Below are 12,466 nucleotides of genomic sequence, written 5' to 3' on the forward strand. Positions count from 1 at the left end.
CCGACCAGGTGATTATTCAGAAGCGCATCTGACCGGAAAATGCCGTACGGTAGTTTCCGGTCCGACCTATCTGTCGCAACACATAGTGACGAGGTGACGTTCGATGGACTGTTGCCGCTGCGGGTAGGAGACTGGTCGTCGTTAACCCATGAGGACTCTCGGTGGCCCGCATTCGCAGACTGATTATCAGCAACTTCCGATCTATCCAGGCGCTCGACTGGGTGCCGGCCCCAGGAATTAACTGCCTCATAGGTCCTGGCGATAGTGGAAAGTCCAGCATTCTAGATGCGATTGACCTTTGCGTCGGTGCCCGCCGGGGCGGCACGTTCGGCGACATGGACTTCTTCGCTCTGAACGTCGAAACACCCATCACCATCAGTGTGACGCTTGGCGATTTGCAGGTATCGCTGATGGATATCGATGTTTACGGCGAGTTCTTGCGTGGATTCAATCCAGGAACGGGAGAAGTCGAAGACGAACCGCGAGCGGGGCTGGAGACCGTTATCACCTTGCTTCTGCAAGTTGGTGCCGATTTGGAACCTACCTGGACACTTTTTTCTGAGCGTGCGGAGCAGCAGCAACTCGAACGCACTCTTCCCTGGAAGGAACGAGCGGCACTAGCACCCGCCCGTATCGGCAGCTTTGCGAGTTCGAACTTGTCGTGGAGTCGTGGCTCAGTGCTCAATCGACTTACTGACGAGCGTGCAGAGCTAGGTGCCGAACTTGCGCGCGCCGCGAGGCAAGCAAGAGCGAACTTTGGCAATCAAGCCGTCGGACATCTAACTCAGACGCTTGAGGTGGTGCAACGCACGGCTCAGCATCTTGGGGTTTCGGTTGGAGCGATGCCACAAGCACTCCTTGACGCACATTCTGTGTCGATTGGCGAGGGTGCGATCGCGCTGCACAGCGACACAGGCATTCCCCTTCGCTCCCTTGGCACGGGCTCGTCGCGATTGCTAGTGGCAGGGTTGCAAAGAGCTGCAGCTAGCGCCGCGCCAATTGCTCTTGTCGATGAGGTGGAATATGGGCTTGAACCTCATCGGCTCATGCGATTCCTGGACTCCCTGGGCGCAAAGGACGCTGCCGCTCCGCTGCAGGTCTTCATGACGACTCACTCACCGGTCGCGCTGCGCGAATTGTCCGGCAGCCAGTTATTCGTTGTTCGGTCTGGGCCTCAACGCCACAGCGTTATGGCGGCAGGGGAGGCCAACGAAGTACAAAGTACCCTTCGGAAGGACCCAGAGGCATTCCTCGCCAAATCCATTATCGTTTGCGAGGGTGCCAGCGAGGTTGGCTTCGCGCGTGGCCTTGACCAATGGTGGGGCAGCCTTGGCGCTACCTCATTCCTGGCTCATGGTGGCGCTTATGTGGACGCCGGCGGGGGAAGTCCCGATAACAGTCTTATCCGCGGAACGGCACTTCAGAACCTAGGCTATCGCGTGATGGTTTTTGTAGACGCCGACAAACCTTCGACCGCAGGGCTACCTGAAGCATTCTTGGCCGCAGGCGGACAAATTCTGACATGGCGACCAGGTCTCACTCTGGAGGACGAGATCTTCCGCCATCTCAGTGACCAAGCACTCGATGCACTTCTGGCGAAAGCCGAAACAATAGTGGGTGCAGAGCTGATGAATGCGCACATCCAGACGAAGTCCCAAGGACGTATGACACTACATGACATCAAAGCTGAAAGACTTATTCAGGGCTACTTGCCCGCGACGCGAGAGCTTTTGGGAGCTGCATCTCGTATCCGCAACAGCGGGTGGTTCAAGTCGTTGACAACCTATCAGGAGGTTGCAAGGGACATCGTCGGCCCGTCTCTACAGAACGCCGACCAGGGCTTCATGGCAGTCACGAATCAGCTCTGGACGTTTACAAGTGCCCCTTGAGATCGATCTTTTCGCTATCGAGCGTGGCTCCATAACAGCCCCCGCAGGTTGTGGAAAAACGCAATTGATTGCCGAGACGCTCATCGCGCATAGGCAGAGCAAACCCATACTCGTACTAACGCACACGAACGCAGGCGTTGCGGCCTTACGGGCACGCCTGAGACGAGCCGGCGTTCCTAACTCCGCATATCGAGTCTCCACCATTGATGGATTCTCGATGCGCCTCATCGCTAAGTTCCCAGCGCGAAGCGGCCATAACCCACAGATCTTACAGCTCCACCAGCCCAACACCGACTACCCTGCAATTCGGCACGCCGCCATGCTGTTACTGCAGGCAGGCCACCTTGCTCAGCCTCTCCGTGCCACTTACGCGCGCTTGCTTGTCGACGAATACCAGGACTGCAACGTCGTCCAGCACGCCATCGTGTCAGGTTTGGCCCGGGTGCTACCGACCTGCGTGCTCGGTGACCCAATGCAAGCCATCTTCGACTTTCGTGGCAATCGACTGGTGCATTGGGCGAATGAGGTGCAGCCCCTGTTCCCCGCGGCAGGAGAGCTGAGGATACCCTGGCGCTGGCGGCTGGCCGGAGCTGAGAACCTTGGGCAGTGGCTACTCGCCATACGGCAGCAACTTCAAGTTGGCCAGCCGGTGGATCTGCGCACGGCTCCGGCAGAAGTGCGCTGGGTGCAGCTCAACGCCGGGACCGAAGTCCAGCAGCGGCTGGTGGCCGCTAGAACCGAGTCACCCAACGCTCGGGGCAGCGTCCTCATCATCGGGGACTCCATCAACGTGCAAGGTCGCCATCAGCTCACGAGCCAGACACCCGGCGCCATGGCCGTCGAAGCCGTCGACCTAAGGGACCTCGTCAACTTCGCCAGGAACTTTAACCTGCAGGGTGCCAATGCTCTGGCACAACTTGCGGAATTTGCTTCAAGCGTGATGACGGGGGTAGGTGCAGCAAACCTGCGAACGCGTGTGGAGTCTCTGCGCACAGGACGTGCCCGAACGCCACCGACCCCAGCCGAGGCCGAGGCCGTCGCATTCGTCGGGGAGCCAACACCGCAGCGAGCACTCCTTGTGCTCAACGCCCTCGCCGAACAGCCGGGGGCACGGGTGTACCGACCGGAAGTTCTGCACTGCTGCCGGTCCGCTATGCAAGCTGTGGCGGGAGGTACAGCCGACTTTCTGAGTGCAGCCATTCAAGCGCGAGAACGCAATCGACACCTTGCCCGCCCCATCGCAAGACGCTCGGTAGGCAGCACATTACTTCTCAAGGGGCTCGAGGCGGATGTCTCGGTTGTTCTGCATCCTGAACTTATGACCGCTCAGAATCTGTATGTCGCCCTTACGAGGGGCGCAAGGCACGTAGTGGTGTGTTCATCGAACCCCATCCTGATGCCTGTGAACAACGGCTGAGCCTTACTGTTGCGTTTGCGCACTTGACCTTGCCATCGTGTCAAGGTCGATGCTGTCTGTGCGGTAACTTGAGCCGCGGACGAAATGAGGTGAGAGAGATGTTCAGCCTGAATGTTTCGGGTATGGGTTGTGGCAGTTGTGTCAGCAAAATCACGAAGGCCATCCAGACGCTGGATCAGGACGCACGCGTAGAGGTGGATCGGGCAGCCGGCAAGGTCACTGTAGAGAGCACAGAAAGTGCCGAATCGATCCGCGAGCTGATCCAGGAGCTTGGTTATGCGGCCCAGGTCAGCGCTTGAGCGCTGGCCTGCCGACCGACTAAATCTCCAGTTCTGAGAGCTCTTTCAGCCCGTGAATACTGGTGACCTCGTTAGTAATACCTTCATCCCCATCTCGGCCGCGAAGCCAGTTTGAGTGATCGCCTGGCTCGCGCATTTCCAGCGTGTCATAGGAGTAGCGCTTTCGCTTGAACAGGCTTTTCAATGCGGCGAACTCGTGGCTTTTCTCGTCTTCTATTCCGACGACTTTTCCTACAAGCGCCTCCCAATGACCGACGCCGTCGGCCAGCATCGCCTGGTAAGTCTCTGGGTCCAGCAAGGCTTGCTGTTTGAAATGAATGATGCGGTGTGTCATAGACGCGCTCGGGAGTGGCCAAAGAGAAGCCGCTAGCCTATAGGTTCCGGGTCATTCGTGAATAGTTGCCCTGAGCTTTAGCAAACCTTCGTTGACCCACAATTTCAACCAAGTTGCGGCCTGCAGGGGGGCTTGCTCTCCATGTGTTGCGCTCAATGACTCGCAGAGTTCGGCGAACGATCCACCCTCGACGAAAAACCGCAATGCTGACGCCTCTTCTGGCTCCAGGCTTCGGTAATGGCATACGAGGTTATGACGCCAGACCAGACAGTCTCGATTCCCGGCTGGTTGGGTGGCAACGGGAAGCAGATCCCCAGACTTGGCAGCCTTCCACAGCGCCAGGGTGTTGTACTGCAATCGCAGCCATCTGGCAGATGGAGTCAGGGAAACCCTGAATGAAACCCAGTCTTCAGCCGAAAACTCACTGATGGCCTGCAGTGAAAGCGCTTCGACATCCTGAGCATCGAAAGCCAGTGTAAAAGCCCACTCCAGCTCCGCGAGTTCGCGCATCGGTGAAAGTTGAGGTTCCGCAATGTAGCTGCGAATGAACTCGGGCAGCTTTTCACCCAGCCAGCGAATGCTGAAATGCCGCGGTGGCCAGGCGGCGATATAGGCCAGTGCGAGTTGCTCGAACGACTGTTCTCCCAGCCATTGCTGCAGCGCCGGGAAATCCTCGCGCAGCACCGCCAGCAGGCGCGAGCGATAGGCGTTATGGTAGATCCGCAGGCCTTCGAGGGCACTCAGCGCAGTGCAACCCCGGACTTGCTCCAAAAGCTCGTTGGAGGGCAGGGCACCATCTGTCAGGTAAGTTTCAAATGCAGTCTGTAAGGCGCTTAGGCTCAAAGGGTTGCCCTCGATATCACGCCATTGGCGATAGCTCGGGCATGCTCCAACTCGGATAACAGATCCTCGAACGGTGGAAAATGATCATCCCGCTCGATCAACGTCGACGTTGGACCCAAGTAGCTCAAAGTCTTGCTGTAGAGCGCCCAAACCGGGTCAGCGATGGGCTGGTCGTGGGTGTCGATGAGGTATTGCCCGTAATCGCTATGCCCGGCCAGGTGAATTTGACGAATCCGCTCGTGCGGCAATTCCAAGATGAACTGCCATGGGTCGAAATCCTGATTTCGTGCGCTGACGTAGACGTTGTTCACGTCAAGGAGCAATTCGCAACCGGTCAGGAAACTCAGTTCCGAGAGAAACTGCGATTCGCTCATGCTGGACGTCTTCCACTGCACGTAAGAAGAAACGTTCTCCAGCACAATGGGACGTTCCAGAACATCCTGCACTAGACGCACCCGCGCGGCGACATGCAGCAGGCTTTCTTGGGTAAACGGCAGCGGCAGCAGGTCGTGGAGTTGATGGGCGTTGCCGCGACTCCAGCACAAGTGGTCGGAAACCCACTGGGGCTGTACCCGGTCCGCCAGTTGCTTGAGCTGTCGTAGGTAGCCCATGTCCAGGTTATGCGAACCGCCGATCGACAGCGATACTCCGTGCATCACCAACGGGTATTGCTCGCCAATCGCATCGAGAAAGTAGAGGGCCTTGCCACCGCCCACCAGGTAATTCTCGGAAATGATCTCAAACCAGTCGACCGCAGGTCGCTGTTCAAGAATCTGCTGGTAATACTCACTGCGAAGGCCAAGACCGAAACCCAGTGTTTTGCGCTTACTCATTCAAGACTCCAGCAGGGGAGTGGCAGGCACTCCCCGCAACGGCATTATTCGCTGGTCTTGCCACCGGCCTCATCGCACTTGGCCTGAGTCATCAGCTTGAAACCCTGGCCTTTACATTCTCCCTGGCCTTTGCAGGCATTTTTGGCGGTCATGCAGTCGTTCTGGCCCTTGCAACCGTTGACGCCGAAGCACTTCACTTCAGCTGCTTTGGTGTCCTGGGCGGCCTGGACAGGCAGGGTAGCAAACAGGCTGGCGGCCACGAGAGCCAGAGCGGCACCGGTAGCGACGTTGGATTTATTCGACATAGTGACAATCTCTCTTAATTGTTGGTGGTCTTATCCGCGGGTGCGAATGACCCTGAGTAGCTTAGGCATCGCTGCCGAGCATGCCCTCTCAAGAAATTCGCAAGGCTTTATGAGGGCATGAAAGACAGTACCGAGCCTTCTGGATGGGCTACAAGAAAGAAATAGCAACCTGACAGAACTGTAATGTTCGGCTCAGGTTGCTGACAGGCCCTCTTAGGGATGCTCCGATCAACTTGTCGTGCAGCCGCGGCAAGTTGCAATTTTCCAGGCACCTACAGCGTCATTGGACGAAAAGTGACCGAAAAATCATGTACGGAGAGCTTTTTCGACCGGTTCTCCGTGTTAAACGCGAACCTCACCCATACCCATGAGCTGTTTTCGAACCCTCCACAGGTTTGCCAGGGCGAACAGCGTGGTCAACTGAGCCGTGTTTTTCATCAGCCCACGAAAACGTACTTTCACGTAACCAAACTGCCGCTTGATCACGCGAAACGGATGCTCGACCTTGGCCCGTGTCTGAGCCTTGCAGAACTCGATCTTGCGCTTGGCTTTGTACAGTACGCTGCGCTGGTTCAGCTTGGAATAGGTGCTGCGACGCGCTGCAATCTGCCAGATCACCCCCCGATTTTCATGCTCTTCGCGCCTTTCGACACCGGTGTAACCGGCATCTGCATACACGGCGTTTTCTTCGCCATGCAGCAGTTCAGCCACCTGCGTGACATCGGCCACATTGGCAGCGGTGCCATGGACGTGATGCACCAGGCCGGACTCGACATCGGCACCGATGTGCGCCTTCATCCCGAAGAAATACTGACCGCCTTTCTTGGTCTGGTGCATCTCGGGATCACGCTTGCCTTCTTTATTTTTGGTCGAGCTGGGGGCATGAATAATGGTGGCATCGACGATGGTGCCTTGGCGCAGCGACAGGCCTTTTTCCTGCAGATAACCATTGATGACCGCAAGGATTGCCGGTGCGAGCTGATGCTTCTCCAGCAAGTGCCGGAAGTTCATGATCGTGGTGTCTTCGGGGATTGGCGCGCTCAGCGTCAGGAGTGCGAACTGGCGCATGGGCGTGATTTCGTAGAGCGCTTCTTCCATGGCCGGGTCGCTCAGGGAGAACCAGTTCTGCAACAGATGGATGCGCAGCATGGTTTCCAGAGGATAGGGTTTGCTACCGCCGCCGGCCTTGGGGTAGAACGGTTCGATCAGCTCCAGCAGGCCTGCCCAGGGCACCACCTGATCCATTTCGGCGAGGAAGCGCTCTCGGCGGGTTTGCTTGCGCTTGCCGGCGTACTCAAAGTCGGAAAAGCTCATCTGGCTCATGGGCGGCTCGGATCAGGTGTTGCGGGGATTCTCGCATAACTGAAGGCTTGTTCGGAGATTCCTTAGTTAACGTGACATCGAGCCTAAAGCTCGGCCTCTGCAGTTGCAGGGACCACTTAACTTACGAGGAATACCCAAAATGAAATCGATCAAAGCTCTGCTTGTAGTTACTGCTCTGAGCATCTCCAGCTTGGCAATGGCTGAAGGTGGTGCTGACCGAACCTTCGCGCGCATGGAGCAGGCACGCCAGACGTCTCTGGAGGCCTACCGGGTGGCCCAGCAGCAGAAAGTTGAGGCTCCTGTAGCCAGCAGTCCAACCGAGCAAGCAGAGCACACCAACTGCTGAAGTCATCTACCTTACAGAAATGTAATCACCCGGATGGTTGGGATATGGCAGTTTCATACTGCTCATCGTCGGTAAGGCTTGTGCAATGCACCGACGTGGAAAGTTGAGGGGTAAATACCCGACATTGAAGCAGCCATGAACCCGAGACCGGGCACACCATCACCGGCTCATTTGACGGATTGGACAAAACGGCATGCAAAGCAAAACCACAAGGCGCACCTTCGTCAAAGGCCTGGCAGCCACCGGTATTATCGGCGGACTTGGCCTGTGGCGCACGCCGGTCTGGGCGGTGAACAGCCCCGGCCAGCCCAACGTACTGACTGGTAACGAATTCGACCTATTCATCGGTGAAACCCCGGTGAACATCACCGGCGCAGCGCGCACGGCCATGACCATCAACGGCTCGCTCCCTGGGCCGATTCTTCGTTGGCGCGAAGGCGATACCGTCACATTGCGCGTGCGCAACCGCCTCAAGGAGGACACCTCCATCCATTGGCACGGCATCATCCTGCCGGCGAACATGGATGGCGTTCCTGGCCTGAGCTTCCATGGCATCGCCCCTGATGGCATGTATGAGTACAAGTTCAAGGTCAACCAGAACGGCACCTACTGGTATCACAGCCATTCTGGGCTCCAGGAGCAGGTCGGCGTATACGGTGCGCTGGTCATCGATGCCAAGGAGCCCGAGCCCTTCAGTTACGACCGTGATTACGTCGTGTTGCTGAGCGACTGGACGGATGAAAATCCAACGCGGGTACTGGCCAAGCTCAAGAAACAGTCGGACTACTACAACCAGCACAAACGCACCGTTGGTGACTTCATCGATGACGTAAGCGAGATGGGTTGGTCCGCCGCCGTAGCCGACCGTAAGATGTGGGCCGAAATGAAGATGAGCCCGACTGATCTCGCCGACGTCAGTGGCTACACCTACACCTACCTGATGAACGGCCAGGCACCTGATGGCAACTGGACCGGCATATTCAAACCGGGCGAGAAGATTCGTCTGCGTTTTATCAATGCCTCGGCCATGACGTACTTCGATGTGCGTATCCCCGGCCTGAAGATGACGGTAGTCGCGGCCGATGGCCAGCACGTCAAACCAGTCAGCGTCGATGAGTTCCGTGTCGCCGTAGCCGAGACCTACGACGTGATAGTCGAGCCCGATAGCGAGCAAGCCTACACCGTCTTTGCTCAATCCATGGATCGCACTGGCTATGCGCGCGGCACCCTTGCGGTACAGGAAGGGTTGAGTGCACCGGTACCAAGCCCTGACCCGCGCCCACTGATTGCCATGGGTGACATGGGCATGGACCACGGCAGCATGGGCGGCATGGATCATGGGAGCATGGCCGGGATGGATCAGGGCAATATGGCGGGAATGGATCATGGCAGCATGCAGGGTGGCATGGCTGGTATGGATCACAGCCAGATGGCCGGAATGGATCATTCAAACATGGCTGGCATGGCTGGCATGGCTGGCATGGCTGGCATGGCTGGCAACATGCAGGCACACCCGGCCTCAGAGACCAACAATCCTTTGGTCGACATGCAGACCATGACGCCGACGCACAAGCTGGACGACCCAGGTATCGGCCTGCGTGATAACGGCCGGCGCGTCCTGACTTACTCTGACCTGCGCAGCACCTTCCCTGATCCGGACGGGCGTGAGCCAAGTCGCACCATCGAGCTGCACCTCACCGGGCATATGGAGAAATTCTCCTGGTCCTTCGATGGAATCAAGTTCTCTGACGCCGAGCCTCTGCGCCTCAAGTACGGCGAGCGTGTTCGCATCACGCTGGTCAACGACACCATGATGACTCACCCGATCCATCTTCATGGCATGTGGAGTGATCTGGAGGATGCGAACGGCAATTTCCTGGTGCGTAAACACACCATCGACATGCCGCCAGGTTCCAAGCGCAGCTATCGGGTGACCGCCGATGCGTTGGGGCGTTGGGCCTATCACTGCCACCTGTTGCTCCACATGGAAATGGGCATGTTCCGTGAAGTCCGTGTGGATGAGTAAAGGAGATTTCTGATGAGTACTTTTATGAAGCGTAATGCCCTGTTTGGCAGCGCAGCGATGTTCAGTCTTTTGGCTGTTCTGCACGCGCCGACGTCATTGGCAGGTGAGGGGCACAGCGAGCACGAACAACATGCTGCCGAGTCGGCTGCGCCCGACGCCAGTGACAAGCCTGCAGATCAATCGAAAGGCAAGGCCGCTGGCCATCAGATGGATCATGGCGCCATGGATCATGAGGGTATGAACCATGACGATATGGGGCACGAGAAGATGATGGATAAGCATGGCGGCACCGAAGCCGAAGCAGGTTCGAACCATGACCACTAGGTTTTCACGCCCGTCCCTCATAGCGCTGGCCGTGTCGCTGAGTGCACTCAGCGGCGGCGTTACCCAGGCTGCGGAAGAAATGGATCATTCGGCAATGGGGCACGGCTCCATGTCGATGGACCACAGCCAGATGGGCCACGGTTCCGCCAAAGCGCCGATGGTGGGCATGGATCACAGCAAGATGGATCATGGTGCCATGCAGAGCGAATCGGGCAGCATGGACCATAGCCAGATGGGCCACAGCCAGAGCCAAGAGAAGGCCCCAGCCATGGACCACAGCAAGATGGGACACGGCACCATGCAGGGACAGATGGAGGGCATGGATCATTCGAAGATGAACCATGGCTCCGCTGAAGCCCCGAGAACTACCAGTCGTACGCCGATTCCCGTTCTGACGGATGCTGATCGCCAAGCGGCTTTCCCGCCACTGCCTGGCCACAAGGTGCATGACAGCGCCATCAACAGCTTTTTCCTGCTCGATCAGCTCGAATACCAAGACGCAGATGAGGGCAGCACCCTGGCCTGGGATGCGTCGGGTTGGGTAGGCGGTGATATCAACCGGGTCTGGTTCCGCTCCGAAGGCGAGCGTACCAACGGCGTTACCGAGGACGCTGAATTACAGCTGCTGTACGGCCGCTCGATCGGCCCTTGGTGGGATGTCGTCGCGGGCGTTCGCCAGGACTTTAAACCGGAGTCGCCGCAGACTTGGGCTGCCTTCGGTATCCAGGGCATGGCGCTTTACGCCTTTGAGGCCGAAGCCACGGCCTTCGTCGGCGAGAATGGCCAAACTGCTGCCCGACTGGAGGGCGAGTACGACATTCTGCTGACCAACCGGCTGATTCTCCAGCCAACTGCCGAAATGAACTTCTACGGCAAGAACGATCCTGAGCGAGGTGTGGGGTCTGGGTTGGCAAATACCGAGCTCGGCTTGCGTCTGCGTTACGAGATTGTCAGACAGTTTGCTCCCTATGTCGGGGTTTCCTGGAGCCGCTCCTATGGCAACACGGCAGACATGGTGCGCGACGAGGGCGGTGATGTAGACGAGGCGCGTTTTGTCGCCGGTATCCGGATGTGGTTTTGAGAACCTGACATGAAAAGAACAATTAAAACTTTGGTGGCGGCCGGCGTGGTCGGTAGCACAGCTGTCCTGGCCGGCGCCTACTTTGGCGTGGTCAACGTGGGGGCCGATGATCCCCATTTTCCTGCAGTGCATGCGTTTCTCACGATGGCCCGCGACCGCTCTATCGAAGTCCGTTCGCAGGACATCGAGGTTCCCAACCTGGATGATCAAGCTCTTATTCGCGCCGGTGCGGGCAACTACAACTCCATGTGTATCGGCTGTCATTTGGCGCCAGGTGTGGCGGAGACCGAGCTAAGCCAATCGCTTTACCCTGCGCCTCCCAACCTCGCCAAGATCGGTGTCGATGGCAATCCGTCAGCAGCGTTCTGGGTGATCAAGCATGGCATCAAGGCAACGGGTATGCCTGCGTGGGGCAAGAGCATGGGCGATGAGTACATCTGGGGCATGGTTGCCTTCATTGACCAATTGCCGACGATGGATGCCAAGCAATACCAAGCACTCGTCGCATCCAGTGGCGGCCATCAGCATGGTGGTGGGGAAACGCAAATGCACAATCATGAAGGTCAGCACGGCGACAACAAGCCTGGCCATCATGGCAATAGCGGCGGTGGCGAAGACCATCATGGAACAGGTGATGCCGGAGAGCCTGGCCATCACGATGCCGCGGCTACTGATAGCGAGGGTGGCTCCGCACCTGAGGCAGGTCACCATTCGGACATGAGTGGCGATGATCACCATGCCGGGGATGAGGCCGCCCCAAGCGGCGGAGACCATCATTCCGAGCAAACTCCGAATGCCTCGCCCAAGACCCACACCCACGCCGATGGCAAAGAGCACGTGCATGAAAGCTAAATATCTGGCCTTGCTGGCCGCTCTCTCCGTCACAACTGGAGTTCAAGCCGCTGATGCCCTGACGATTGATGTCCATCGTGATGCTAATTGCGGATGTTGCAAGAAGTGGATCTCACACCTCGAAGCGAATGGCTTCAAAGTCGTCGACCATGTCGAAAGCAACATGTCGGCAGTGAAGCAAAGTCTGGGCGTTGCGCCGCGGTTGGCGTCTTGTCACACCGCGGTGATTGACGGCAAGTTCGTCGAAGGTCATGTGCCGGCGGCTCAGGTCATCGAGCTCACCAAGCGCGATGATCTCGTGGGCATCGCTGTTCCCGGGATGCCGGCGGGCTCCCCCGGTATGGAAGTCGATGGCGTACAGCATGCCTACCAGGTCATTGGCTTGACCAAGGCGGGGTCTGATCAGGTCGTTGCAGAATATCCCGCTCAGTAGTACTGCCTGCCAGCACGGCCGCTTGTGTGTAGTGGCCGACTCTTTTTCATACGCCATTTAACCTAAGTAAAAAAGGCGCCCGAGGGCGCCAAGGGCTGTCTCCAAACCAAAGGAGCACTACGAGGGGACAGCAGGACCAAGGCGCGAGCGGGCAATCAACC

At 57.8% G+C, this 12,466-nt stretch carries 14 protein-coding genes; 9 read left to right on the plus strand and 5 right to left on the minus strand.

Annotation, left to right across the window (positions count from 1 at the left end):
• Positions 1-161: 161 nt before the first annotated feature.
• The 3 genes from N7422_RS09515 (at position 162) to N7422_RS09525 (ending at position 3,605) form a co-directional block, all read left to right on the plus strand.
• Complete coding sequence (locus N7422_RS09515; RefSeq protein WP_004577567.1) at positions 162-1,889, plus strand: ATP-binding protein; 1,728 nt, start codon at positions 162-164, stop codon at positions 1,887-1,889.
• On the plus strand, positions 1,879-3,306 hold the full coding sequence (locus N7422_RS09520; protein ID WP_004577566.1) for a UvrD-helicase domain-containing protein: 1,428 nt from the start codon (positions 1,879-1,881) through the stop codon (positions 3,304-3,306). Before N7422_RS09515 ends, N7422_RS09520 begins: the two co-directional genes overlap by 11 nt.
• Positions 3,307-3,404: 98 nt before the next feature.
• Entirely contained in the window at positions 3,405-3,605 is a 201-nt protein-coding gene (locus N7422_RS09525) for a heavy-metal-associated domain-containing protein (RefSeq protein WP_003139539.1), read from the plus strand.
• A gap of 19 nt (positions 3,606-3,624) precedes the next feature.
• On the opposite strand, the gene N7422_RS09530 is transcribed toward N7422_RS09525, so the two are convergent.
• From N7422_RS09530 to N7422_RS09550, 5 genes are all read right to left on the minus strand, one after another.
• On the minus strand, positions 3,625-3,939 hold the full coding sequence (locus N7422_RS09530; protein WP_003139538.1) for a hypothetical protein: 315 nt from the start codon (positions 3,937-3,939) through the stop codon (positions 3,625-3,627).
• A gap of 51 nt (positions 3,940-3,990) precedes the next feature.
• The gene (locus N7422_RS09535; protein WP_004577565.1) at positions 3,991-4,782 is read right to left on the minus strand and encodes a DNA-binding domain-containing protein; all 792 of its coding nucleotides are present in this window, start codon (positions 4,780-4,782) and stop codon (positions 3,991-3,993) included.
• Positions 4,779-5,615, minus strand: a complete 837-nt coding sequence (locus tag N7422_RS09540; protein WP_003139536.1) for a DUF692 domain-containing protein — start codon at positions 5,613-5,615, stop codon at positions 4,779-4,781. The genes N7422_RS09535 and N7422_RS09540 overlap by 4 nt, the downstream gene beginning before the upstream one ends.
• A 44-nt stretch (positions 5,616-5,659) precedes the next feature.
• The gene (locus N7422_RS09545) at positions 5,660-5,920 is read right to left on the minus strand and encodes a membrane protein (protein ID WP_004577564.1); all 261 of its coding nucleotides are present in this window, start codon (positions 5,918-5,920) and stop codon (positions 5,660-5,662) included.
• 342 nt (positions 5,921-6,262) lie between these two features.
• Positions 6,263-7,243: an IS5-like element ISPa41 family transposase gene (locus N7422_RS09550; protein ID WP_023662985.1), complete on the minus strand. Its 981-nt coding sequence runs from the start codon at positions 7,241-7,243 to the stop codon at positions 6,263-6,265.
• 139 nt (positions 7,244-7,382) lie between these two features.
• On the opposite strand from N7422_RS09550, the gene N7422_RS09555 reads away from it, so the two are divergent.
• The 6 genes from N7422_RS09555 (at position 7,383) to N7422_RS09580 (ending at position 12,305) form a co-directional block, all read left to right on the plus strand.
• Positions 7,383-7,589 carry a co-regulatory protein PtrA N-terminal domain-containing protein gene (locus N7422_RS09555; protein WP_003139535.1) on the plus strand — a complete coding sequence of 69 codons (207 nt, stop codon included), beginning with the start codon at positions 7,383-7,385 and terminating at the stop codon, positions 7,587-7,589.
• 193 nt (positions 7,590-7,782) lie between these two features.
• Complete coding sequence (locus N7422_RS09560) at positions 7,783-9,615, plus strand: copper resistance system multicopper oxidase (RefSeq protein WP_004574334.1); 1,833 nt, start codon at positions 7,783-7,785, stop codon at positions 9,613-9,615.
• Positions 9,616-9,627: 12 nt separating this feature from the next.
• Positions 9,628-9,939, plus strand: coding sequence for a hypothetical protein (locus tag N7422_RS09565; RefSeq protein ID WP_003246749.1), 312 nt, complete (start codon positions 9,628-9,630; stop codon positions 9,937-9,939).
• Entirely contained in the window at positions 9,929-11,020 is a 1,092-nt protein-coding gene (locus N7422_RS09570; RefSeq protein ID WP_023662987.1) for a copper resistance protein B, read from the plus strand. The genes N7422_RS09565 and N7422_RS09570 overlap by 11 nt, the downstream gene beginning before the upstream one ends.
• A 9-nt stretch (positions 11,021-11,029) precedes the next feature.
• Positions 11,030-11,872 (plus strand): cytochrome c, encoded by an 843-nt coding sequence (locus tag N7422_RS09575; RefSeq protein ID WP_023662988.1) that lies wholly within the window; start codon positions 11,030-11,032, stop codon positions 11,870-11,872.
• Positions 11,862-12,305 carry a DUF411 domain-containing protein gene (locus N7422_RS09580; protein WP_004574337.1) on the plus strand — a complete coding sequence of 148 codons (444 nt, stop codon included), beginning with the start codon at positions 11,862-11,864 and terminating at the stop codon, positions 12,303-12,305. The genes N7422_RS09575 and N7422_RS09580 overlap by 11 nt, the downstream gene beginning before the upstream one ends.
• The last annotated feature ends 161 nt before the right edge of the window (positions 12,306-12,466 follow it).

Source organism: Pseudomonas sp. GD04091 (assembly GCF_029836165.1).
In the GTDB taxonomy this organism is placed as follows: Bacteria; Pseudomonadota; Gammaproteobacteria; order Pseudomonadales; family Pseudomonadaceae; genus Aquipseudomonas.